The following is a 23145-nucleotide window of genomic DNA, read 5'->3' as shown; positions in this document are numbered from 1 at the left end:
CTCCTAGGAGCAGTTGCGCTTGACGTTGGTCATGCGGGTGGCGGTGATCACGTCCAGGGCGGTCACGGCCAGCACGACGCCCAGGGCCAGGCGGGCGTTACCCCGCTTGGGATTGCTCCGCCGGTTCAGAGCGCTCAGCACAGCGATATCGAAGATGTCGCCGACTACCCGCGCCCACAGCACGCCCGAGCGGGTCGGGTCCGAGAAGAGGCCCATGCCCGTGGCCATCTCCCGGGCGCCGAACAGAACCTGGGTGGTCTGCGGCGAGCCGTTCAGGCCAAGGAACCGTTGGACGGCGCGGGGAAAGAACAGGCCCCACACCCCGAGTCCGATGGCGTTCTGCCCCAGCATGAAGGACACCTGCGGCGACAGGGCGGGCCTGGCCCGCACCCGATCGGTGGTCAGGCGCATACGCTTCCCACCTGGCAGCGGCAGGGCGGCGCTGGGGGCGCTCTCCCGGGGCTCCCCGGCCGCCCAGCTGCGGGCTTCCTTCAGGGCGCCGGCGGCCTTGCTGGCGCGGCGGCGCCAGGCGGCGTCGGTTTCGGACGTATGGACTGAGGACACGGGCCGGCTCCTGTATCGGCTGACCCGCCTGAAACTCGCTTCCGCCCGCAAATCGTTCCTCACCGATCATCAGTTTTTCGCGGTGGGGCGCCTTTCAGGCCGCCGCCCGTCGCCCGCGAAGGTTCCGGTGACGCTTGGCCCGTGCCACTGTGGCGCCAAGGCGCGAGGCTGCGCCGTCATCAATCTGAGGGGGAGTTTCGCCATGGGTCCGCACAGCTGGGTCGCGCTGGTCACCATCGCCGCCATACTGGTCTATGTCTGGATGGGGGTTCGGGTCGGCGGGGCCCGGCGAAAGAGCGGGATCGACGCCCCGGCGATGACGGGGGATCCGATCCTGGAGCGGCATATCCGGGTGCAGGCCAACACCCTGGAATGGCTGCCCATCTTCCTGCCGGCGCTCTGGCTGTTTGCGCTCTACTGGAACGATCTGGTGGCCGCCGGCCTGGGCGTCATCTGGATCATCGGACGTATTCTCTACGCCTTGGGCTATGTGGCCGACCCCGGGAAGCGCGAGCTGGGCTTCATGATCCAGGCCCTGGCCGCCGCCGTGCTGCTGTTTGGCGCCGCGGGCCGCATCATCTGGACCCTGGTGGTGATCGGCGCCTGAGGCGGCCCGTCGCCCAGGTCTAGAGGAACAGGACCACCGCCTGCCAGATCGCCAGGGCGGTGACCAGGACGCCGACGAACCAGGTCAGGGCCCGGATCGGCAGCACCTTGGTCATCCAACCCGCCAGCGGGGCCGCCACGACTCCGCCGGCGATGAGGCCGAGGACCGACCACATGTGGTCACGAAGGCCCTCGGTCTCCCAATGGCCCGACAGCAGGGCCGAGAGGAAGGCCGCCGAAACCGCCGTAGCGACGAAGAATTCCGCGGCGTTGGTGGTGCCGATCGCCTTGCGCGGATCGGCCCCGGAACCGAGCAGGGTGGAGGTGACCACCGGCCCCCAACCGCCGCCGCCGACGGCGTCAAAGAAGCCCCCGAGCACGCCCAGCGGCATGGGGCTTTTCCAGGAGAAGGGCTTGGGCCGAACCCCTTTCCAGGCCCGGTAGAGGATCACGAGGCCCATCAGGCCGAGCCAGCCGACCACATAGGGTTTGATCGTGTCCCCATCGATCGAGGTCAGCAGGTAGGTGCCGGCGACGCCGCCGAGCACGCCGCCGGTGGCCAGCAGCGCCAGCAGGCGCCAGTTGATGTTCTTGTGCAGGGCGTGGGACACCGCCGAGGCCGCGCCGGTGAACACCTTTGCGGCGTGGACGCTGGCCGAGGCGTTGGCCGGCGACACCCCCATGGCCAGCAGGGTCGTGGTCGACACCACCCCATAGGCCATGCCCAGGGCGCCATCCACCAGCTGGGCGGCGAAGCCCACCGCTGCAAAGAGCATGAAGTCCGATTCCATCGCCCACCCCCGGCTTCGCAGCGCTGCGAAATACTAACCTAGTGTCTCAATAGGAATTAAGTGAAATCTACAACACCCCGTTCTGCACGTCCCGGGCCATGGGCCGGTCTGGCCCCGGGAAAGGACGGATAAGGCTCCCGAAATGGGCGCAAAAGCCCCATCGCGCCCATTGCTCGCGCACACGGAAATGTCATCCCGTCGGTGGGGGCCCAAAGAGGCCTGCGATCTGGCCCTGTGGCCTGGCGACCTAAATTAGGCCACGGTGTAGGCCTATTGTGCCGCAGAGCGTTCGGGGGACGTTCGTCAAGGAACGAGACCAAGATGAAGAGATTTATGGGTCCCGTGGCCGCGCTCGCCCTCCTGGCGGGGCTCAGCGCCTGCGCGACCGCCACGCCCTACCAACCCAACCTGCCAGGTTCGGCCGTCTCAGGCGGCTATTCCGAAATGCGGGTCGAGCCTGACCGCTGGAGGGTCAGCTTTGCGGGCAACAGCCTGACCGGCCGTGAAACGGTCGAGGGCTTCCTGCTCTACCGGGCCGCCGAGCTTACCGTGCAGCAGGGTTATGACGGCTTCGCCATCGTCACCCGCGCCGTCGACCGCGACGCGCGGACCTATGTCCAGCCCGACCCCTTCTACAATCCCTGGTATGGCCCCCGGTATTCCTACTGGCGGCCCCACTGGCGCTACTATTCGGCCTATAGCTGGCGCACCTGGGATCCCTACTTCGGCGACCCCTTCTGGGCGGACCGGGTCGATGTGAGAACGGTGGAGAAATTCGAAGCCACCGCGGAGATCGTCATGTATCGCGGCGCCAAGGCGCCGGGCGATCCCAACGCCTTCGACGCCCGTGCGGTGCTGCAGAACCTCGGTCCGCGGATCGTGCGTCCGACGCCCTGAGGCTGGGGGTCTGACGGACATGGAAAAGGGGGCGGACCGGCTGGTCCGCCCCCTCTTTCGTCCGGCCTTGCGCCAGGCGTCTAGCTGATGTGCTTCGGCGCGATCGGATCGCTGGCGGGGAAGGTTTCTTCCACCGCCTCATCCACCAGGGCTTCTTGACGGGACTCCGCCTTGCGACCCTCGCGGTCCAACTGGTCGTGCTTCTCGCCGTTGGGCAGGGGCGTCGCCGGGCGCGAGCTCGGGGCGTTGGCGTCGTCGTCTTTGCGCTGCTCGGTCATGGGGACCTCCGTCTGATCTCACCCGCCCATTTGGCGGACGTCTCAGAGGTGAAAATGCTGGAGACGCCCCCTTGGTTGCAGACAGGAGGCTGATCGCGGCGATCAGCGAGGGGTGGAACAAAAAAACGGCCCGCTGGGGGCCGTTTCTTGTGTCGCCGCATGACCCCTGGAGGGGAAATGGAGCGGGCGAAGAGATTCGAACTCTCGACCCCAACCTTGGCAAGGTTGTGCTCTACCACTGAGCTACGCCCGCGCTTTTCGATGCCGACCCGAGTGGCCGCCCCCGAAAATCGAGAGCGGGCTTATGGCAGACGCCACAAGCCTTGGCAAGCGGCCTAGCCGCCGAATTTCGGGGCCTTCAGCCGACGCTTGTTCACATGATCCTTCGGCGGCTCGGCCACCGCGTCAGGGTATTCCCCGCGGAAGTAGAAACGCTGCCAGGCCTCCTTGGTGGCCTCCGGGTCGCCGCGGTAGATCTTGGCGTTGAAGTCGGTGCGGTGCTTCTCCCAGGCGGCGTACTGGCCCATCAGGTCGGCGTTGCGGGCCAGCGGGCGGATCACCGGCTGGAACTCCGCCAGGGGTTTGTCCTGAACCAGGGTGATGAAGCAGAAGGGCTCGCCCTTGCGGAAGTGGACCCGGCCTGGCCGGGTGAAGATCCAGTTCATTGTGAAGGGGAAGGGCAGCCACTCGGTCTCCACCAGGCCGGCCAGGGGCTGGATGCCGTCCTTGACGTGGTTGGGCGGCCCCTGGGCCATCATCGACCAGCCCGGCGGCGTGCGGAACAGGTAGCCCGGGTGGAAGGTCAGCACCCCATGGCTGAAGTGCGACTTGGCGAAGTTGTGGAAGTCGGGGTGCGGGTTGTCGGGGATGAGGGTGATGTCTTCCTGGAACTTGCCGCCGTTCCATTCGGCGCTGAAGCTCATCGGGCAGAGGATTTCCCAGCCCGTGGTGTTGGCCATGGTCAGGGGAAGACAGCGATAGGCGTGACGGTCGGCGAAACTCTCCATCCAGGCCCGCTGCGGGCGTCCGGGCACGATCTCGGGGGGGCGATCGGTGGTGGGATAGCACTCAAGCTCCATGGGGCGTCCAACCTCTCGACATGTGGCCGCGGGCCGGCCAACACCTGCTCTAGCCAGCCGTGGAGGCCGGCGTCCAGTTCCGCGATGCGCCCGGGACCACTATGAGGGGACCATGAAGACCCGCGACGACCTTCTCGCCTTCCTGGACGCCCAGGGGATCGCCCATCGCACAGTGGACCATCCGGCGGTTTTCCGGGTGGGCGAGGGCGAGGAGATCAAGGCGGGCTTACCCGGCGCCCACACCAAGAACCTGTTCCTCAAGGACGCCAAGGATCGGCTCTGGCTGATCTCGGCCGCCGATCGCACGGCCATCGACCTGAAGCGCCTGCCGCCGGTGATCGGCGCGGCTAGGCTGTCCTTTGGCCGGGAGGCGCTGATGGTCGAGGCCCTGGGCGTCACCCCGGGCTCGGTGACCGCCCTTGGCCTGATCAACGATGCGGCGCGTCGGGTGACCTTCGTGCTCGACCGCCAGCTGGCCCAGGCCAAGACGGTGAACTTTCATCCCCTGACCAACACCGCGACCACGGCGCTGGACCAGGCCGGCTTCCGACGGTTCCTGGCGGCGGTGGGGGTGGAGCCCCTGGTGGTGGACTTCGAGACCCTGCAAGTGGTCGAAGGACAAACCATCCGTTGAAGCGGGCGGGTCATGGGACCATCTTAGGCCCTGCCGCGTTGCCCAAGACAGACCATCCAGGAAGACCAGACACCATGAGCCTCATCGGAGAGACCGCCGCGCCCGCCCCGGGCGGCGACCTGATCAAGGACGCCACCGACGCCAGCTTCATGGCCGATGTGGTCGAGGCCAGTCAGGACACGCCGGTCATTGTCGACTTCTGGGCGCCCTGGTGCGGCCCCTGTCGTCAGCTCGGCCCGGCCCTGGAAAAGGCGGTCAACGCCGCCAAGGGCAAGGTCAGGATGGTCAAGATCGACATCGACAAGAACCCGGCCTATGCGGGCCAACTGCGGGTCCAGTCGATCCCGGCGGTGTTCGCCTTTTTTGGCGGCCGCCCCGTTGACGGCTTCATGGGCGCCCTGCCCGACAGCCAGGTGAAGGCCTTTGTCGACAAGCTGGCGGCCATGGCCCCGGCGGACGGGGTCGGCGAGGTCCTGGAGATGTCCAAGGCCGCCCTCGAGGCTGGCGACATTCCGCTGGCCGCCCAGGGTTTCGCCCAGGCGCTGCAGGCCGAGCCCGACAATGTGAAAGCCCTCGGCGGCCTGGCGCGGTGCTACATGGTCAGCGGCGAGCCGGACCGGGCTCGGGAAATCTTAGAGATGGCCCCCTTGGACGCCAGCGACCCGGACCTGGATAGCGTGCGCGCCGCCCTCAACCTGGCGGCGGAGGCGCCCTCCGACACCCAGGCCTTCGAAGCCCGCCTGGCCGCCGACCCTGACGACCACGAGGCGCGCCTGGCCCTGGCCAAGGCCCTGGCGGGCCGGGGGCGCATGGAGGCCGCCGCCGACCATCTGCTGACCATCATCGAACGGGACCGCGCCTGGAACGACGAGGCCGCGCGCAAGCAACTCCTGACCGTCTTCGAAGCCGCTGGCCCCGCCTCGGAGGTCGCCCGCAGCGGGCGGCGCCGGTTGTCGGCCATCCTGTTTTCCTGAAAGCCAAGAGGTGACGCCCATGCCGGGTTACCGGCGCATGGCCGATCTGCCACAGATCATTCCGATCTTTCCCCTGGACGGGGCGGTGCTCCTGCCGGGCGGGGATCTGCCGTTGCAGATCTTTGAACCCCGCTATCTGAACATGGTGGACGACGCCATGGCCGGCGACCGGGTCATCGGCATGATTCAGACCCGCGCGGGCGGCGAGCGGGCGCGTCCCAATCTCGCCAGCGTCGGCTGTCTGGGCCGGATCACCAGCTTCGCCGAAACCTCGGACGGCCGCTATCTGATCACCCTCACCGGCATCTGTCGGTTTGTCGCCGGCGAGGAGCTTTCAGCCCGCACCCCCTATCGCCAGCTGCGTGTGGCCTATGGGGACTTCGAGGCCGACCTCTCGCCTGAGGACGAAGGGCCGCCTGAGATGGACCGCGAGCGGTTCGCCCGGGCCCTGAAGCGCTATCTGAACCGCCGGGAGCTGGATGTGGACGACGAGACGGCGATGACCGCGCCCATCGCCCCCCTGGTCACCAGCCTGGCCATGGGCCTGCCGTTCGAGCCATCGGAGAAACAGGCCCTGCTGGAGGCTTTGACGCTCACCGAGCGGGTGCGCAGCCTGACCGCCCTCCTGGAGATCGACGCCCTGGAAGACGATGACGGCGCGCCCCATAGCGTCCAGTAGCGTGCTGGTTTAAGGACGATCCATGACTGAAGACGCGCCCGCCGAGCCCATGCTCGCCCTCACCGCCGAGATCGATCCCCGGCTGCTGGAAATCCTGGTCTGCCCGGTGACCCATGGGACCCTGGACTATGACCGAGAAGCCGGCGAGCTGATCAGCCGCGGGGCCAAGCTCGCCTATCCGGTCCGTGATGGGGTGCCGATCATGCTGCCAGAGGAAGCCCGCGAACTCGCCGACTAGAGCGCTTCGCCACGCAGGAGGCGGGGCAGGTCGCCAAAGGCGCCGCCGGCCTGCTGCATGAACATCCGCCGGGCGGCCGGAATGCGGTTCACCGCCGACATGCCCGCGCCGCGGGCCAGGCGCAGGACCGGATTGTCGTTGGAGAACAGATGGACGAAGGCGTCCATGCCGGCGCTGAGCAGGGCGGTGTCGAACCGCCGCCAGCGGCCATAGCGCTCCAGCACCACCTCTGACCCCAGATCTTCTCCGAGCCGGGCGGCGTCCACCAGCACTTCGGCCAGGGCTGCGGCGCCCTTTAAGCCGAGGTTCAGCCCTTGGCCCGCGATGGGATGCACCCCATGGGCGGCGTCCCCCAGCAGCGCCAGGCGCGGGGCGGTGAACCGCTCGGCCAGCTGCAGCGAGAGGGGATAGGAGAAGACTGGCCCATCCAGCTGCGCGTTTCCCAGGAAGGCCCCGAAGCGGCGCATCAGGTGGGCGTGGAAGACCTCGGGCCTCGCCGACTTCAACGCCGCGCCCCGGGCCGTGCTCTCGGTCCAGACCAGGCTCGCCCGGTTGTCGGTCAGGGGCAGGATGGCGAAGGGGCCGCTGGGCAGGAAATATTCGTGGGCCACGCCCTCGTGGGGGCGCTCCAGGCGCACCGTGGCCACCACGCCGGTCTGGCGATAGTCCCAGCCCAGGGCGCCGATGCCGGCGGCCTTGCGCAGGACAGAACCCCGTCCCTCCGCGCCGATCGCCAGGGGAGCTGTGATCACCCGCCCGTCCTCCAGGGTGACGACGGCGCCGCCCTTTTCGAAGCTCGCACTGGCCACCTTGGCCGGCGCCAGGACGGGGATGCCCGCCTCGATCACCGCCTGGGACAGCACGGCGCGGATCTGCCGGTTCTCCAGCAGGTAGCCCAGGGGCTCGCCGTCGGACCGGTCGGCGATCTCGGCGGAGTCAAAACGCAGGTGGAAGGGCAGGGCCGCCGGCGTCGCCGCGCCCGGCGCCCGGCCGTCGGTGACCAGGATCTGTTCGATCCGTTGGGCGTGCGGCGCCAGGGCGTCTCCCAGGCCCAGGACCCGCCACTGGCGGAAGGCGGCGTAGGCGATGGCCGAGGCGCGGCCGTCAAAGGTCGGCGCCAGCTGGGTCTCGAAGGGCGCTGGGTCCACCAGCAGCGGCTTTAAGCCCCCCTGCGCCAGGGCAAGGGCAAGCGTGGCGCCCGCCATGCCGGCGCCGGCGATGATCACGTCGGGATCGGTGATGTCCATGTGGCGATATGGGGGTCCGGACGGGGGAACGTCCAGTATCGGCCCCATCAAAATCCGTCGCCTCAGGCCTCGGCGTCGTCCGCCAGGCCCATGATGTGGAAGCCGGCGTCCACATGCACCACCTCGCCGGTGGTGGACCGCCCGAGGTCGGACATCAGCCACAGGGCCGCCCCGGCGACGCCCTCCATGGAGGTGTCCTCCTTCATGGCCGACATGGCCCGGCCCTGGGCCAGCATGCCCCGGCCGCCGGAGATGCCGGCGAGCGACAGGGTGCGCATGGCGCCGGCCGAGATGGCGTTGACCCGGATGCCCTTGGGCCCAAGGTCGCGGGCGGCGTAGCGGGTGGCCGCCTCAAGCCCGGCCTTGGCCACACCCATGGTGTTGTAGTTGGGGATGGCCCGCTCGGCGCCCAGATAGGTCATGCAGACGATGGAGCCGCCGTTCGGCATCAGCGCCGCGGCCCGTCGGGCGCAGTCGACGAACGAGAAGACGGAGATGTCCATGGCCCGGAGGAAGCCTTCGCGGGTGGTGTTCTCGACGAAGGAGCCCTTGAGCTCGTCCTTGTTGGCGAAGGCGATGGAGTGGACGAAGAAGTCGATCTCACCCAGCGAGTCGGCCACCACCTTGAAGGCCGCGTCCATGGCGGCGTCATCGGTGACGTCCACGGGAGCGATGGTCTTGACCCCGAGCTGGTCGGCCAGGGGCTGAACCCGACGCTCCATGCCCGGCAGGTGCAAGAAGGCCATCTCGGCGCCCTGGGCGGCCAGCTGCGAGGCGATGCCAAAGGCGATGGACTGGTGGTTGGCGACACCGGTCACCACCCCCTTCTTGCCCTTCATCAGCTCGCCCTTGGGCATGTCGTAGTCGTCAGCCATGGCTTCCTCGCCTTATGTCGAATCGAAAGGTCGCGCTGGCCTAGCCGGCCTTGGCCATCACCAGGCACCCATTGGTGCCGCCAAAGCCGAAGCTGTTGGACATCACCGTCTCGAACGCCCCATCCCGGCGATCCATCAGGATCGGCATGTCGGCGAAGGCCGGGTCGAGGGTCTCGATATGGGCGCTCTTGGCCATGAAGTCGTTGTTCAGCATCAGCAGCGAATAGATCGCCTCCTGGGCGCCGGCGGCCCCCAGGCTGTGGCCGGTCAGGGACTTGGTGGATGAGATGAAGGGCGCATCCTTGCCGAACGCGTCTCGAACCGCCTGCATCTCCTTGTCGTCGCCCACCGGGGTCGAGGTGCCGTGCGGGTTCAGATAATCGATCTTACGGCCGCCCAGGCCTTCCATGGCCAGGTTCATGCAGCGGACCGCGCCCTCGCCGGAGGGGGCGACCATGTCGAAGCCGTCGGAATTGGCGGCGTAGCCGATGATCTCGCCATGGATCTTGGCGCCCCGGGCCTTGGCCCGTTCCCACTCTTCCAGCACCACGATGCCGGCGCCGCCGGCGATCACGAAGCCGTCGCGGGCCTCGTCATAGGCGCGGCTGGCGGTGGCCGGCCGATCATTGAAGTTGGAGCTCATGGCGCCCATGGCGTCGAACAGGCACGACAGGCTCCAGTCCAACTCCTCGGTGCCGCCGGCGAACACCACGTCCTGTTTGCCCAGCTGGATCTGCTCATAGGCCGAGCCGATGCAGTGGGTGGAGGTGGCGCAGGCCGAGGAGATGGAGAAGTTCAGGCCGCGAATCTTGAACCAGGTGGCGAGCGTCGCCGAGGCGCCCGAGCTCATGGCCTTGGGCACGGCGAAGGGGCCGATGCGCTTGGGGCCGCGGGTGCGCGCGGTTTCGGCGGCCTCGATGATGACCTTGGTGGACGGACCGCCGGAGCCGACGATCAGGCCGGTCTTCTCGTGGCTCACCTCATCGGGCGTCAGGCCCGAATCGGCGATGGCCTGCTCCATGGCGATGTGGCCATAGGCGGTGCCCGGCGCCAGGAAGCGCGCGGCCCGGCGGTCGACCAGGGACTCCCAGTCGATGGCGGGGTCCCCGTGGACCTGGCTGCGGAAGCCGAGCTCGGCATATTCCGGCGCCGCCGTGATGCCCGAGCGGGCCTCGCGCAGGGCGGCCAGCACCTGACCGGCGTCGGAGCCGATGGATGAAACGATACCGATTCCCGTAATGGCGACCCGGCGCATGTTCGCTCCCGTTCCTGGCGCTTAGCGCTGATAGAGACCGACGCGGAGATCCTGCGCCGTGTAGATGACATTGCCGTCCGCCTCGAGGACGGCGTCGCCGATGCCCATCACGAGGCGGCGGTTGATGACCCGTTTCATCTCGACCTTGTAGGTCACGACCTTGATGTCGGGGGTGACTTCGCCCGCGAACTTGACCTCGCCGCAGCCCAATGCGCGGCCGCGGCCCTTGCCGCCGATCCAGCCCAGATAGAAACCGACCAGCTGCCACATGGCGTCCAGGCCCAGGCTGCCGGGCATGACCGGGTCGTTGATGAAGTGGCAGTCAAAGAACCAGAGGCCGGGATTGATATCGAATTCGGCCTCGATATAGCCCTTGCCGTGGGTTCCGCCGTCATCGTTGATCGTGGTGATGCGGTCGAACAGCAGCATCGGCGGGGCCGGCAGTTGCGCGTTTCCGGGGCCGAACATCTCCCCGCGGGCGCAGGCCAGCAGGTCCTCCAGTTCGTAGCGGCTCTTGGGCTCGTGAATGGTCATGCGCCGCCTTTTCAGCTCGGGCGATAACAAAAGAAGGGTCAGGCCCTAGCACGAGGCCAAGGCGCGGCTCAACGACATTGGACGGGGGCGGCGACACCCCAGACCTCGGTTTCCGGGGTCCAGCCCCGCACGCCGGCCACGCTGAGGCGGCACCACCCCTTGTCGCAGCGGTCTAACGTAGCGATGGCCCTTGCGTTCAGATAGGCGGTGATTTCAGCCTCGGCCCGGGGGCGGCGGCGCAGGGGAATGGGATCGGGGCCCAGGGGTATGACGCTGCGGCGGCCGTCGGTGACCCGGCGATGCACCCAGGCCAGCCCCCCTTCAGGATCGCAGATCTGCCGCCATTCCCGGGTTTCGGCCACCACCTGCACCGGGAGGCCTCGCGCCCGATAGACCCACAGCACCCGGTGGTCGTCGGCCGGTCCGGACCGGGCGTTGACCGTGTCGAACTTCAAGGTGAGGTAGCGCGGGACGGCGAAGCCAGAGGGGGTCTCGTCGGCTTCCCGGGCGGCGACGTCGGGGACGCCCATCAGCGCCAGGAGGAGCAAGGCGAGGAAGAGAGCCGGGCGCTGTCGGCCAATTGGCGAAGACAATGGGCGCGGGCGTGCAGCCTCGCCTTGGCCCTGCAAGGTCCCTTTGCTACAGGTGGCAGCTCGCGCGCCCACGGCGCCCCGCCGCAAGGTTCCCGTCTCAGACTCGGTCATGGTCGCCCGTAAGCCCAAAGTCATCGTCACCCGCAAGCTCCCCGACCAGGTGGAGACCCGGATGAGAGAATTGTTCGACGCCGAGCTCAACCTTTCGGATGAGCCGATGAGTCGTGACGCCCTCGTGGACGCGGTTAAACGCGCCGATGTGCTGGCGCCCACCATCACCGATCGAATCGATGCTGATCTCATCGCCCAGGCTGGTCCGCAGCTCAAGCTGATCGCCTCCTTCGGGGCCGGCGTCGATCATATCGATGTGACCGCCGCCTCGGGGCGAAACATCAGCGTGACCAATACGCCAGGCGTGCTGACCGATGACACCGCCGACATGACCCTGGCCCTGATCATGGTGGTGGCCCGGCGGATCGTCGAGGGCGCCAATGTGGTGCAGTCGGGCGGATTCACCGGTTGGTCGCCCACCTGGATGCTGGGGCGCCGGGTGACCGGCAAGCGCCTGGGAATTGTCGGCATGGGACGGATCGGCCAGGCCGTCGCCCGTCGGGCCAAGGCCTTTGGCCTGCAGATCCACTATCACAACCGAAAGCCGGTCAGTCCCCGCATCGAGGAAGAGCTGGGCGCCACCTACTGGGACAGCCTCGACCAGATGATGGCCCGGATGGACCTGATCTCGGTCCACTGCCCGCACACCCCGGCCACCTTCCACCTGCTGTCGGCCAGGCGGCTGAAGCTGCTGCAGCCCCACGCCATCCTGATCAACACCGCCCGCGGCGAGATTGTCGATGAGGACGCCCTGATCGACATCCTGGCCAAGGGCGAGATCGCCGGCGCCGGCCTGGACGTGTTCGAACACGAGCCGGCGGTGAATCCCAAGCTGCTCAAGCTGCCCAATGTGGTCCTCTTGCCGCATATGAGCTCGGCCACGGTGGAGAGCCGCGTGGACATGGGCGAGAAGGTGATCATCAACATCCGCACCTGGATGGACGGCCACCGCCCGCCGGACCGGGTCATCCCGGCGATGCTGTAGGGGTTCGGCGGCCCAGCTTAGCCGCCCGCCGCAGTCATCCTGGGCCTTGCGTGCTTCGAGGCTCGCTGCGCTTGCACCTCAGCATGAGGGAGGTGGGGGTGGCTAAACGCTCTCATTCGTCCTCATCCTGAGGCGCCGCGAAGCGGCCTCGAAGGACGAGGGCGGCCGCACCTCAGCCGGCTTGCGCCTCGGCGATCACCTCGGCCACTGTCTGCGCGCCGTCCCAGAGACCCGCCCGCCAGCCACAGGCCCGGGCGGCCTCCACATTGCGGGGCGAATCATCGATCAGCAGCAGCTCGTGCGGCGCATGGGCTGTGCGGTTGGCCACCGCCTCGAAGAAGGCCGGGTCGGGCTTTCCGCAGCCATAGTCGGCCGCATAGTGGATCGCCGCGAAACGATCCTTCAGGCCAAGCTCGTTCCAGATATAGGCCGCCCGCAGGTGTTCCTGCACCGTGGCCAGGTGCAGGCCGTACTGACCGTTCAGGGCCGCGAGCTGGTCGAGAAAGCCCTGGTCCAGGTGGGCGTCCTTGGAAAACCAGTAGGCGGTGAGCGCTTCCGGCGTCAGGTGCTGCGCAAAGTCCGGCAGGGCGAGCGCCAGCCGCTCGTGCAGGCCGGCCCGGCCAGCCATCACGTCGGGCCAATGGACGGCGAAGAAGGCGCTTTGGAACGTCGCCGGATCGACCCCCAGATCGGCTTCGATGGCATGGTCCCAGCGCAGACCTTGCGGATGGCGGATCACCACCCCATCCACATCGATCATCAATGTGCGGACGGTCATGGCGCCAGCTGGCCCTTCAGTCGGTAGAGGGCGTCCATGGCCTCCCGAGGGCTCATGCCGTCCAGGTCCAGGGCGCGCAGGGCCTCCTCCACCACGCTGGGGCCCTGGCTTTCCGGCTCGGCCACGGCTAGGGCGAACAGGGGCAGGTCCTCCAGATGGGCCGGCGCGCCCTGTTCGCGTTCCAGGCGGTCCAGCACCTGGCGGGCGCGGGCGACCACAGGCGCGGGCACGCCGGCCAGCTTGGCCACCTGGACGCCATAGGAACGGTCGGCGGGGCCGGGGCCGGCCTCGTGCAGGAAGATCAGGTCGCCCTTCCACTCCTTGGCCCGCATGGAGAGGTTGGCCACATGAGGGAGCCGATCCTCCAGCACCGCCAGTTCATGATAGTGGGTGGCGAACAGGGCGCGGCAGCGGTTGGTCTCGTGCAGGGCCTCGGCGCAGGCCCAGGCGATGGCCAGGCCGTCATAGGTGGCCGTGCCCCGACCGATCTCATCGAGGATGACGAAGGACCGCGGCGTCGCCTGGGTGAGGATGGCGGCGGTCTCGACCATCTCGGCCATGAAGGTCGAGCGGCCCCGGGCCAGATCGTCGCCGGCGCCGACCCGGCTGAACAGGCGATCCACCACGCCCAGCCGCAGGCCCTGAGCCGGCACGAAGGATCCGGCCTGGGCCAGCACGCAGAGCAGCGCGTTCTGGCGCAGGAAGGTGGACTTGCCGGCCATGTTCGGCCCGGTGACGATGGAGAGCCTTGCTGCGCCTGCGCCGGCCCCGTCCAGGCGGCAGTCATTGGGGGTGAAGGGCTCGCCGGCCTTGCGCACCGCGGCCTCGACCACCGGATGGCGGGCGGCGACAGCTTCGAAAACGCAGGAGCGATCCACCACCGGTCGCGTGGCCCCGGCTTCGTCGGCCCACTCGGCGAGGCCCGAGGCCACGTCCAGGCTGGCGGCGGCGAAGGCGGCGGCCTGGATGGCCGGCGCCTGTCGGCAGGCGGCCTCCCGCCAGGCCTCGAACGCAGCGACCTCCATGGCCAGGGTCCGCTCGGCGGCCTGTGCGATCCTGGCGTCCAGCTCGGCCAGTTCGACCGTGGTGAAGCGGACCTGATTGGCGAGCGTCTGGCGGTGGATGAAGGTGGCGTTCAGCGGCGCCCGCATCAGCGGTTCGGCGGCCTTGGCGCTGGCCTCGACGAAATAGCCGAGGACCGCGTTGTGGCGGATCTTCAGGGCGACGCCGCTTTCGCGGGCCAATTGCGCCTCCAGGCCGGCGATCACCTTGCGACTGTCGTCGCGCAGGGCGCGGGCCTGGTCGAGCTCGGGGCGAACGCCAGGGGCCACAAAGCCCCCGTCCCGGGCCTGGGCGGGCAGCTCATCGCCAAGTCCCCCGGCCAGCATGTCGCGCAGCTCAGACAGGCCAGGTTGGACGGCGAGGTCCAGGGCGGCCAGGGCTTGGGCGGTTTCCGGCGGAGGAGCGGGGTCCAGGGGCTCAGGCGCGGCGAAGAGACGGGTGATGGCGGCGCCGGCGGTCAGGCCGTCGCGAAGGCAGCCCAGGTCACGGGGACCGCCGCGCCCGAGCGCCAGCCGCGACAGGGCCCGCGCCATATCGCCCATGGACTTCAGCGGGCCGCGGAGATCCTGGCGCAGGGTTCGGCGGGCGCAGAAATAGGCCACCGCGTCCAGCCGCGCGTCGATCGCCGCGGGCTCCACCAGGGGCCGGGCCAGGCGGGTGGCCAGCAGGCGGGCGCCTGGCGCGGTCACGGTCCGGTCGATGGCGGCCAGCAGACTACCTTCGCGGCCGCCGGACAGGCTGCGCTCGATCTCCAGGCTGGCGCGGGTGGCCGGATCGATGGCCATGACCTCGCTTTCGCCAATCCGGCGCGGCGCCGACAGGGCGGGCAGGCGTCCGGCCTGGGTGGTCTCCAGGTGGGCGGCGATGAGGCCGAGCGCCGAAATCTCCGCCCCGCTGAGCGCCCCGAAGCCGTCCAGGGTCTCGACCCCGTAGAGCCGCTTGAGCCGCGCCTCCGAGGCCGAGGGTTCGGCCAGGGCCTGGGGCATGGGCTGGACGAAGCCGCCGACGCTGCGCAGGGCCTCGGCCGCGGCTGAGTCGGCGAACAGCCGGTCAGGAACCAGGATTTCCGAAGGCGAGAGCGCCGCAAGCGCCGAGGCCAGCCCCGCGGCGTCCAGGGCCAGGCATTCGACCTCGCCGGTGGACAGCTCCACCGAGGCGATGGCCGCCAGGCCGGCCCGCACCGCCACGGCGGCCAGGCGATTGGCGCCGCGGGCGTCCAGCAAACCGTCCTCGGTGAGCGTGCCCGGGGTCACCACCCGGACGATCTCGCGCCGGACGATGGATTTCGACCCGCGCTTCCTGGCCTCGGCCGGGTCCTCCATCTGGTCGCAGACGGCGACCTTGAAGCCCGCGCGGATCAGCTTGGCCAGATAGGCCTCGGCCGCGTGCGCCGGCACCCCGGCCATGGGAATGGGTTGGCCCCCGTGATTGCCCCGGGCGGTCAGGCTGATGCCGAGCGCAGCGGCCGCCTTCTGGGCGTCCTCGAAGAACAGCTCGTAGAAGTCGCCCATGCGGAAGAAGATCAGCGCGTCGGGCTGGGCGGCCTTGGCCTCGAAGAACTGGGCCATGACCGGCGTGGCGCCGGCCGCATCCGGCAGGGTGGGGGAGGGGGCGTTCATGAGGCCGGCAAGCTAGCCCCCCAGGGGGATTCGGTCATCCTTTTGCAGCGCCTTGGCCCTGCGGTCCTTAAGGGGCGGTGGCGCGGTCCAGGAGGCTGTCGACACAGGCCAGGGCCTGTCGCCGCCGCCCCCAGGCGCTGGCGACGACCGGCGGTTCGCCGGCCCGATGGGCCAGGGCCTCGTCCAGGATCGCGCCATGTTCGGGGAAGGCCGCGCGGGCGGCCTGGCCGGCGGCGGTCTTTGAGGCGATCTCCGATCGGGTGAGCGCCATCCAGACTCGGCTGGCCCCCAGGACCCCCCAGGCCGGAACCGCGCGCCCCAGCAGGGCGAGGCCCTGAGGCCCAAGCCCCCCGGCCCGGCGCCGCCAACTCCGCCAATGGGTGGACAGATGGTCCTTCAGCCAGCGACGCAGGGCCGGGGGATCATCCCAGACCTGCAGGGTCTCGGGCGTCCGCAGCCAGGCGCCGTGGCTGGTCAGGGCGGCCCAGATCACCGGCGGCGGAGCGGTCGTGCTCTCGGCGATGAAGCGACCCCGCTGACTGACCGGGCGCGCGCTCCAGGCGTCCGGTCCCCCGGCCAGGGCCGCCGGGTCGAGCCAGACCCCGTCCAGGGGCGGTCGGCCGGGCACCCGCCCATAAAGGCGGTGGAGACGGGCCAGGGCGCGGAGGTCGGCGGGCCGGGGCTCCCGACGCAGAACGGCGACGAAATTGAGATCGCTCAGATCCTCTCGCCAATCCCCCAGCGCGGCCGAGCCGGTCAGGGCGAGGCCCGTGACGAGGCCGGGCGCGCCGGCGTCAGCCAGGGTGAGCAGGATGCGGGCATGGGCTTGCGGCCCGCCTGATAGAGGAGCGGCGTTGGCCATGGTCAGATATCACCATGCCGGACCCCCATGGGCCAGCCTGAAATGTTGGGGCCGCAAAGGGAGGCGTCGCGTGAGATCGCAGCCCTGCATTCCCCTCTCGCCAAGTGATCGGCGATCACCTAACTTGATTTCCATCAGGGATCGCAGATCGTCAGGCGCAGATACTGGCGACAGGGAACGACAAGGAAGAGGGTTTTCCATGACCAGCGTGGAAGTGGCGTCGCGCGCGACGCCCAAGTCGAGCGTGCAGCATTTTGACGTGCTGGTGGTGGGGGCGGGCATTTCCGGCGTCGGCGCGGCCTGGCACCTGACGCACCAGTCGCCGGAGACGCGCTTCGTGGTGCTGGAGGCCAAGGAGACCTTTGGCGGCACCTGGGTGACGCACCGTTATCCGGGCGTGCGCTCCGACAGCGACCTCTACACCTTCGGCTACCGGTTCAAGCCGTGGCGCGGGGCGCCGATCGCCACTTCGGCTGAAATCCTGAGCTATATGGGCGAGGTGATCGAGGAGAACGATCTGGCCCGCCATATCCGCTATGGGCACAAGATCACCAACGCCGCCTGGTCGAGCGACAAGCAGGTCTGGACCGTGGACGTGGTGAAGACCGCCACCGGCGAGGCCCTGACCTTCACCTGCGGATTCCTGTGGATGTGCCAGGGCTACTACCACCACGACCAGGGCTACACGCCGGAATGGCCGGGCATGTCCGACTTCAAGGGCCCCATCGTCCATCCGCAGACCTGGCCCGAGGACCTGGACTATACGGCCAAGAAGGTGGTGGTGATCGGCTCGGGCGCGACGGCGGCGACCCTGGTGCCGGCCCTGGCCGACAAGGCCGGCCACGTGACCATGCTGCAACGCTCGCCGACCTATTTCGCCACGGGCCGCAACGCCAACGAACTGGCCGACACCCTGCGCGAGCTGGAGGTGCCCGAGGAGTGGACCCACGAGATCGTCCGCCGGCGCATCCTCAAGGACCAGGGCATGTTCGCCCACATGGCCCGGGAATATCCCGATGCGGTCAAGGACGAGATCCTCAAGGCCGTCGCCGCCGTCCTGCCCGAGGGCTACGACATGAAGCATTTCACCCCCAGCTACCGCCCCTGGCAGCAGCGGCTGGCCTTCGTGCCGGACGCCGACCTGTTCAAGGGCATCAGCGCGGGCAAGGCCTCGGTGGTCACCGACCAGATCGAGCGCTTCACCGACAAGGGTATCCTGCTGAAGTCCGGCGATCTGCTGGAGGCCGACATCATCATCACCGCCACGGGCTTCCGCCTGTCGGTCATGGGGGAAATCCCCTTCCAGGTGGATGGCGAGCCGGTCAATTTCGGCGACACCCTGACCTATCGCGGCATGATGTTCACCGGGGTGCCGAACCTCGTCTGGGTGTTCGGCTATTTCCGCGCCAGCTGGACCCTGCGGGTGGACCTGATGGGGGACTTCGTCGCCCGGCTGCTGGCCCACATGAAGGCCAAGGGCGTCAAGAAGGTGATGGTCGATCCCGGTGAGGCGGCGGCGACCATGGTCCGCGGTCCTTGGATTGATCCGGATAATTTCAATCCGGGCTATCTGATGCGCGACATGGACAAGATGCCCAAGTGCGGCGACAGCCCTGAATGGCGCCACACCCAGGACTATTGGACCGAGCGCGCCGAGATCCCGACCATCGACCTGGACGGGCCGGTGTTCAGTTATGACGACCAGAAGGCCAAGGCCCGGGCGGTGGAGGCCGCCGAGTAGGGGGCGGCCGGCCCTACCTGTATCTCCGCCGTCATGGTCGGGCTTGACCCGACCATCTGTGAACACCCGCATGGATCAGTGCGCATGGACCCTCGGATCAGTCCGAGGGCGACGAGGTAGGGGAAAACAGGGTCACAAAGGACACGAAGACAGCCAAGGACACGAAGGGGCCGGCGGCCTCGCCTTGGTGTCCTTCGCGCCCCCTTTGTGTCCTTCGTGTCCCCGCTTGAAGCGCGTGAGGCGCGCTAGGCGGGGTGCGCGTCTCTCGTCTGTCCGCGGCCTCAGCCGCCGGTCATCTCTTCCCAGAATCGCTTGGCCTTGCCGACGAAGGAGGAGGACTTGGGGTGGGTCTGTTCGCCGCTGAGCTCGGCGAACTCGGCCATCAGCTCCTTCTGGCGGGGACTGAGGCGTGTGGGGGTTTCGACGAAGATCTCCACCACCAGGTCGCCCCGCTCGCGGGACCGTAGGGAGGGCATGCCCTTGCCCTTCAGGCGCAAGGTCTTGCCGGTCTGGACGCCTTCGGGGACGTCCACCGGAATCTTGCAGTTGCCGTCGCAGTTCTCGCCGCCCATCAGGCAGGGCGCCTCGATCTCGCCGCCCAGGACCGCGACGGCCATGGGCACGGGCACGGTGCACAACAGGTCGAGGCCATCGCGCTCAAACAGCTCGTGCGGGGTCACTGACAGGAAGATGTAGAGGTCGCCCCGGGGGCCGCCCCGGGCGCCGGCGTCGCCCTCGCCGGCCAGGCGGATGCGGGCGCCGTCATCGACGCCGGCTGGGATGCGAACCTGTAGCGTGCGTTCCTTGCGGATCTGGCCGTGCCCATGACAGGTGGCGCAGGGGTCCTGGATCAACCGGCCGGCGCCTCCGCAGCGGGGGCAGGTGCGTTCGACGGAGAAGAAGCCCTGGCTGGCGCGCACCCGGCCCGCGCCGCCACAGCCGCCACAGACGGTGGGGCTGGTGCCGGGTTTGGCGCCTGTGCCGTCGCAGGTCTCGCAGGTGACGGCGGCGGGGACCACGATCTCGACCTCGGCGCCGGCGAAGGCCTGCTCCAGGGTGATCTCGAGGTCATAGCGCAGGTCCTGACCCCGGGCCGGTCCGCTGCGTCGCCCGCGGCCGCCTTGGGCGAACATGTCGCCAAAGACGTCGCCGAACACCTCGTTGAAGATGTCGTGCACGTCGGTGAAGCCCGCCCCGCCTGGACCGGCTCCGCCGCCGCCATTCACGCCGGCGTGGCCAAACCGATCATAGGCCGCCCGCTTCTGGGCGTCGGCGAGGACCGAATAGGCCTCATTGATTTCCTTGAAGCGGGTGGCGGAGTCCTCGCAGCCGCCATTGCGGTCGGGATGATGCTCCATCGCCAGCTTGCGATAGGCGGCCTTGAGCGCGGCGTCATCGCTGCCGCGGCTCACGCCCAGGATCTCGTAATAGTCCCGCATGCGCGTCAGATATCTGAATGATTGTGGGAATTTAGGTGGGCACGCCCCAGGTCCGCCGCAAGATGCGAGCCGGACCCGGGGCGCTCAGCACCACCGGCGGGCGGCGCCGCCGGCCCCGCCATCAGGCGAAGAGGGAGGCGCCGCGCCGCGGGGCTCATGTTCACGCCGACTTCTTGTCGTCGCCGTCGACTTCTTCGAACTCGGCGTCGACCACGTCGTCGCCGCCGGCCTCAGGCTGAGCCTCGCCCGAGGCGCCCTGTTGGGCCGCATACATGGCCTCGCCAAGCTTCATCGAGGCCTGGATCAGGGTCTGGGTCTTGGTGGAGATGGCCTCGGCGTCGTCCCCTTCCAGGGCCGACTTCAGATCGGCAAGGGCCGTCTCGATGGCGGTCTTGTCGTCGCCGGAGACCTTATCGCCGTGCTCAGCCATGGCCTTCTCGGTGGAGTGAACCACCGCCTCGCCCTGGTTCTTGGCCTCGACGACAGCCTTGCGCTTCTCGTCCTCGGCCCGGTTGGACTCGGCTTCCTTGACCATGGCCTCGATGTCGGCGTCCGACAGGCCGCCATTGGCCTGGATGCGGATCGACTGTTCCTTGGCCGTAGCCTTGTCGCGGGCCTGGACATTGACGATGCCATTGGCGTCGATGTCGAAGGTGACCTCGACCTGCGGCACGCCGCGGGGCGCCGGAGGGATACCCACCAGGTCGAACTGACCCAGCAGCTTGTTGTCCGTCGCCATCGGGCGTTCGCCCTGGAAGACCCGGATGGTCACCGCCGACTGGTTGTCGTCGGCCGTGGAGAAGGTCTGCGAGCGCTTGGTCGGGATGGTGGTGTTGCGCTCGATCAGGGGGGTGAAGACGCCGCCCAGGGTCTCGATGCCGAGCGTCAGGGGGGTGACGTCCAGCAGCAGCACGTCCTTGACGTCGCCCTGCAGCACGCCGGCCTGGACCGCAGCGCCCAGCGCCACGACCTCGTCGGGGTTCACGCCCTTGTGGGGCTCACGGCCGAAGAACTCCTTCACCGCTTCGACGACCTTGGGCATGCGGGTCATGCCGCCGACCAGGATCACTTCATCGATGTCGGATTTCTTGAGGCCGGCGTCCTTGAGCGCTTGGTCGCAGGGACCGATGGTGCGCATCACCAGGTCTTCCACCAGGGCCTCGAGCTTGGCGCGGGAGAGCTTGATGTTCAGGTGCAGCGGACCCGAGGCGTTCATCGAGATGAAGGGCAGGTTGACCTCGTACTGGGCGGTCGAGGACAGCTCCTTCTTGGCCTTTTCGGCCTCTTCCTTCAGGCGCTGCAGGGCCAGCTTGTCCTTGCGCAGGTCGACCGAGTTCTCTTTTTTGAACTCGTCGGCTAGGTAGTCGACGATCCGCAGGTCGAAGTCCTCGCCGCCCAGGAAGGTGTCGCCATTGGTGGCCTTCACCTCGAAGACGCCATCGCCGATCTCCAGGATCGAGACGTCGAAGGTGCCGCCGCCGAGGTCATAGACGGCGATCTTCTTGCCGTCGTTCTTCTCAAGGCCATAGGCCAGCGCGGCGGCCGTCGGCTCATTGATGATCCGCAGGACTTCCAGGCCGGCGATCTTGCCGGCGTCCTTGGTCGCCTGGCGCTGGGCGTCGTTGAAATAGGCCGGGACGGTGATGACCGCCTTTTCGACCTTCTCGCCCAGGTGCTGTTCGGCGGCTTCCTTCATCTTCTGAAGGATGAAGGCCGAGATCTGCTGGGGGGAATAATCCTTGTCATGGGCGCGAACCCAGGCGTCGCCGCTGGGGCCCTTGACGATGTCGTAGGGCACCATGCCCTTGTCCTTCTCCACCGTCGGATCGCCGTACTGGCGGCCGATCAGGCGCTTGATGGCGAAGAGGGTGTTGGAGGGGTTGGTCACCGCCTGGCGCTTGGCCGGCTGGCCGACGAGGCGTTCGCCGTCGTCGAGAATGGCGACCACCGAGGGAGTGGTCCGGGCGCCTTCGGCGTTCTCGATCACTTTCGGCGTCTTGCCGTCCATGATGGCCACGCACGAATTGGTGGTGCCGAGGTCGATACCGATAATCTTGCTCATAACGAGTCCTGGTCGCTCCTTGTTGGCGGACGGCGCGTGCGGGCCTTCTAGTGAAGCACCCCGGTTCTTGTCACCGCCCCCGGTCGAAAAAGGGTCTCGGGCGGTTAGCCCAGAGGGCCGTCGCCGTCGAGTCGCGATATGGGGCTGATGATAGCCGCTACAAGTCCAATGCCCCTAAAGTTTCCGGGGTTTATCGGCTTTGGATGCGCAAAATCCCGCCAGATAGGCCCCGTAGGCCAGCGCTGAAAACGGGGCGGCGCCCCGCCGGCTCGCCAGGAAGGCGTGCTGCACAACCATGGCCTGTTGCTCGATATTGAGATCGCCGAAGCTGTGGCCTGACTGGAGGTCATAGGCATAGGTCGCCGGGCTGTCGCCGCATCTGAGCTTGGCCCAGACAAGCCCGACGCCGCCCTGGGCCTGCCAGACATGGGTCAGTTCATGGATGAACAGGCCTTGCAGGCCGAGCGGCGCCTGAGAGAAGTCCCAGACCGCGGCCTTCACGGGAAAGACCATCAGTCGCGCCCCCGCCGCGAACGCCCTGGGCCAAACGGGGATGCACAGGATGCGAATCCGCCGGGGCTCCAGGCCCTCGCCGAACATCTCCCGTCCCAGGGCGCGTTCGCCCTCGGTCAGGGGGCGCAGGGCCAGGGGTTTCATGGACGCGCGCTGGGTCATCTCGTCCTATATGAGGGGTGATGTCGCCCCTTGCGCAAACCGGATTCCGTCTTCTCCCCGCGGCCTTGGACGCTGAGGCTCAAATCGCCCTGGTCGCCGAGGTGCTGGCCCGCGTCGAGGCGGCGCCCTTCTACCGGCCGGTGACGCCTGGGGGAAAGCCGATGAGCGTGGAGATGACCAATCTGGGTCCCCTGGGCTGGGTGACGGACGCTCAGGGCTATCGCTATCAGCCCACCCATCCGATGAGCGGCCGGCCTTGGCCAGACATTCCCCAGGCCCTGCTGGCCCTGTGGGCGGACGTCGCCGATTCAGCCATTCCGCCGGACGCCTGCCTGGTCAATCTCTACCGGGACGGCGCGCGCATGGGGCTGCATCAAGACAAGGATGAGGCGGACTTGGCCTTTCCTGTGCTCTCGGTCTCCCTGGGGGACACGGCGGTCTTTCGCGTCGGAGGTGTTGAGCGGCGCGCGCCCACCGCCTCGGTGCGGTTGGCCTCGGGCGATGTGTGTCTGCTGGCGGGGCCGGCGCGCCTGGCCCACCACGGAATCGACCGTGTGATCTCTGGCT

General features: G+C 68.3%; 24 protein-coding genes and 1 tRNA gene. 9 read left to right on the top strand and 16 right to left on the bottom strand.

What is annotated here, in order from left to right:
- Positions 1 to 3: 3 nt before the first annotated feature.
- Positions 4 to 564 carry a hypothetical protein gene (locus tag Q7V15_RS10465; RefSeq protein ID WP_304755504.1) on the bottom strand — a complete coding sequence of 187 codons (561 nt, stop codon included), beginning with the start codon at positions 562 to 564 and terminating at the stop codon, positions 4 to 6.
- Between the two features lie 202 nt (positions 565 to 766).
- Between Q7V15_RS10465 and Q7V15_RS10460 the strand changes: the two genes are divergently transcribed.
- Positions 767 to 1171, top strand: a complete 405-nt coding sequence (locus tag Q7V15_RS10460) for an MAPEG family protein (RefSeq protein WP_304755503.1) — start codon at positions 767 to 769, stop codon at positions 1169 to 1171.
- A gap of 19 nt (positions 1172 to 1190) precedes the next feature.
- On the opposite strand, the gene Q7V15_RS10455 is transcribed toward Q7V15_RS10460, so the two are convergent.
- Positions 1191 to 1961, bottom strand: coding sequence for a sulfite exporter TauE/SafE family protein (locus Q7V15_RS10455; RefSeq protein ID WP_304755502.1), 771 nt, complete (start codon positions 1959 to 1961; stop codon positions 1191 to 1193).
- Positions 1962 to 2282: 321 nt separating this feature from the next.
- On the opposite strand from Q7V15_RS10455, the gene Q7V15_RS10450 reads away from it, so the two are divergent.
- Positions 2283 to 2858, top strand: a complete 576-nt coding sequence (locus Q7V15_RS10450) for a hypothetical protein (RefSeq protein WP_304755501.1) — start codon at positions 2283 to 2285, stop codon at positions 2856 to 2858.
- Positions 2859 to 2938: 80 nt separating this feature from the next.
- Here the strand turns inward: Q7V15_RS10450 and Q7V15_RS10445 are convergent, their stop codons facing one another.
- The 3 genes from Q7V15_RS10445 to Q7V15_RS10435 form a co-directional block, all read right to left on the bottom strand.
- Positions 2939 to 3136, bottom strand: a complete 198-nt coding sequence (locus tag Q7V15_RS10445; RefSeq protein ID WP_304755500.1) for a hypothetical protein — start codon at positions 3134 to 3136, stop codon at positions 2939 to 2941.
- A 178-nt stretch (positions 3137 to 3314) separates the two neighbouring features.
- Positions 3315 to 3389: transfer RNA gene (locus Q7V15_RS10440), tRNA-Gly, on the bottom strand.
- A gap of 82 nt (positions 3390 to 3471) precedes the next feature.
- Positions 3472 to 4215, bottom strand: coding sequence for a DUF6065 family protein (locus tag Q7V15_RS10435; RefSeq protein WP_304755499.1), 744 nt, complete (start codon positions 4213 to 4215; stop codon positions 3472 to 3474).
- A 112-nt stretch (positions 4216 to 4327) separates the two neighbouring features.
- Between Q7V15_RS10435 and Q7V15_RS10430 the strand changes: the two genes are divergently transcribed.
- The 4 genes from Q7V15_RS10430 (at position 4328) to Q7V15_RS10415 (ending at position 6740) form a co-directional block, all read left to right on the top strand.
- A complete protein-coding gene (locus tag Q7V15_RS10430; RefSeq protein ID WP_304755498.1) occupies positions 4328 to 4849 on the top strand; it encodes a prolyl-tRNA synthetase associated domain-containing protein in 522 nt (173 codons plus the stop codon).
- Between the two features lie 74 nt (positions 4850 to 4923).
- Positions 4924 to 5823, top strand: coding sequence for a co-chaperone YbbN (locus Q7V15_RS10425; RefSeq protein WP_304755497.1), 900 nt, complete (start codon positions 4924 to 4926; stop codon positions 5821 to 5823).
- Between the two features lie 19 nt (positions 5824 to 5842).
- Entirely contained in the window at positions 5843 to 6502 is a 660-nt protein-coding gene (locus tag Q7V15_RS10420) for an LON peptidase substrate-binding domain-containing protein (protein WP_304755496.1), read from the top strand.
- 49 nt (positions 6503 to 6551) lie between these two features.
- Positions 6552 to 6740, top strand: a complete 189-nt coding sequence (locus Q7V15_RS10415) for a Trm112 family protein (RefSeq protein ID WP_370689801.1) — start codon at positions 6552 to 6554, stop codon at positions 6738 to 6740.
- Here the strand turns inward: Q7V15_RS10415 and Q7V15_RS10410 are convergent.
- From Q7V15_RS10410 to Q7V15_RS10390, 5 genes are all read right to left on the bottom strand, one after another.
- A complete protein-coding gene (locus Q7V15_RS10410) occupies positions 6737 to 7987 on the bottom strand; it encodes a UbiH/UbiF/VisC/COQ6 family ubiquinone biosynthesis hydroxylase (RefSeq protein WP_304755494.1) in 1251 nt (416 codons plus the stop codon). The two genes, Q7V15_RS10415 and Q7V15_RS10410, sit on opposite strands and share 4 nt — an antisense overlap.
- Positions 7988 to 8049: 62 nt before the next feature.
- Positions 8050 to 8862, bottom strand: a complete 813-nt coding sequence (locus Q7V15_RS10405; protein ID WP_304755493.1) for an enoyl-ACP reductase — start codon at positions 8860 to 8862, stop codon at positions 8050 to 8052.
- Positions 8863 to 8902: 40 nt separating this feature from the next.
- Positions 8903 to 10117, bottom strand: coding sequence for a beta-ketoacyl-ACP synthase I (fabB, locus tag Q7V15_RS10400; RefSeq protein ID WP_304755492.1), 1215 nt, complete (start codon positions 10115 to 10117; stop codon positions 8903 to 8905).
- Positions 10118 to 10138: 21 nt separating this feature from the next.
- A complete protein-coding gene (gene fabA / locus Q7V15_RS10395; protein WP_304755491.1) occupies positions 10139 to 10651 on the bottom strand; it encodes a 3-hydroxyacyl-[acyl-carrier-protein] dehydratase FabA in 513 nt (170 codons plus the stop codon).
- Positions 10652 to 10719: 68 nt separating this feature from the next.
- The gene (locus Q7V15_RS10390; RefSeq protein ID WP_304755490.1) at positions 10720 to 11181 is read right to left on the bottom strand and encodes an SH3 domain-containing protein; all 462 of its coding nucleotides are present in this window, start codon (positions 11179 to 11181) and stop codon (positions 10720 to 10722) included.
- Positions 11182 to 11353: 172 nt separating this feature from the next.
- On the opposite strand from Q7V15_RS10390, the gene Q7V15_RS10385 reads away from it, so the two are divergent.
- A complete protein-coding gene (locus tag Q7V15_RS10385; protein WP_304755489.1) occupies positions 11354 to 12340 on the top strand; it encodes a D-glycerate dehydrogenase in 987 nt (328 codons plus the stop codon).
- A gap of 172 nt (positions 12341 to 12512) precedes the next feature.
- Here the strand turns inward: Q7V15_RS10385 and Q7V15_RS10380 are convergent, their stop codons facing one another.
- The 3 genes from Q7V15_RS10380 to Q7V15_RS10370 all read right to left on the bottom strand — a co-directional run bounded on the left by Q7V15_RS10380 (position 12513) and on the right by Q7V15_RS10370 (position 16661).
- Positions 12513 to 13118: an HAD family hydrolase gene (locus Q7V15_RS10380; RefSeq protein ID WP_304755488.1), complete on the bottom strand. Its 606-nt coding sequence runs from the start codon at positions 13116 to 13118 to the stop codon at positions 12513 to 12515.
- The gene (gene mutS, locus Q7V15_RS10375; protein ID WP_304755487.1) at positions 13115 to 15799 is read right to left on the bottom strand and encodes a DNA mismatch repair protein MutS; all 2685 of its coding nucleotides are present in this window, start codon (positions 15797 to 15799) and stop codon (positions 13115 to 13117) included. The genes Q7V15_RS10380 and mutS overlap by 4 nt, the downstream gene beginning before the upstream one ends.
- Positions 15800 to 15866: 67 nt before the next feature.
- Complete coding sequence (locus tag Q7V15_RS10370; protein ID WP_304755486.1) at positions 15867 to 16661, bottom strand: aminoglycoside adenylyltransferase domain-containing protein; 795 nt, start codon at positions 16659 to 16661, stop codon at positions 15867 to 15869.
- A 199-nt stretch (positions 16662 to 16860) separates the two neighbouring features.
- On the opposite strand from Q7V15_RS10370, the gene Q7V15_RS10365 reads away from it, so the two are divergent.
- Positions 16861 to 18402, top strand: a complete 1542-nt coding sequence (locus tag Q7V15_RS10365; RefSeq protein WP_304755485.1) for an NAD(P)/FAD-dependent oxidoreductase — start codon at positions 16861 to 16863, stop codon at positions 18400 to 18402.
- Positions 18403 to 18683: 281 nt separating this feature from the next.
- Here the strand turns inward: Q7V15_RS10365 and dnaJ are convergent, their stop codons facing one another.
- From dnaJ to Q7V15_RS10350, 3 genes are all read right to left on the bottom strand, one after another.
- Positions 18684 to 19841, bottom strand: coding sequence for a molecular chaperone DnaJ (gene dnaJ, locus Q7V15_RS10360; RefSeq protein ID WP_304755484.1), 1158 nt, complete (start codon positions 19839 to 19841; stop codon positions 18684 to 18686).
- A 160-nt stretch (positions 19842 to 20001) separates the two neighbouring features.
- Positions 20002 to 21903 (bottom strand): molecular chaperone DnaK, encoded by a 1902-nt coding sequence (gene dnaK / locus Q7V15_RS10355; RefSeq protein WP_304755483.1) that lies wholly within the window; start codon positions 21901 to 21903, stop codon positions 20002 to 20004.
- A gap of 174 nt (positions 21904 to 22077) precedes the next feature.
- Positions 22078 to 22578 carry a hypothetical protein gene (locus Q7V15_RS10350; RefSeq protein WP_304755482.1) on the bottom strand — a complete coding sequence of 167 codons (501 nt, stop codon included), beginning with the start codon at positions 22576 to 22578 and terminating at the stop codon, positions 22078 to 22080.
- 20 nt (positions 22579 to 22598) lie between these two features.
- On the opposite strand from Q7V15_RS10350, the gene Q7V15_RS10345 reads away from it, so the two are divergent.
- Positions 22599 to 23145, top strand: a 547-nt coding sequence (locus Q7V15_RS10345) for an alpha-ketoglutarate-dependent dioxygenase AlkB (protein WP_304755481.1), incomplete at its 3' end; no start/stop codon positions are given.

Source organism: Phenylobacterium sp. (assembly GCF_030651755.1).
Classification (GTDB): domain Bacteria; phylum Pseudomonadota; class Alphaproteobacteria; order Caulobacterales; family Caulobacteraceae; genus Phenylobacterium.
This window is presented reverse-complemented; position numbering and strand designations above follow the sequence as displayed.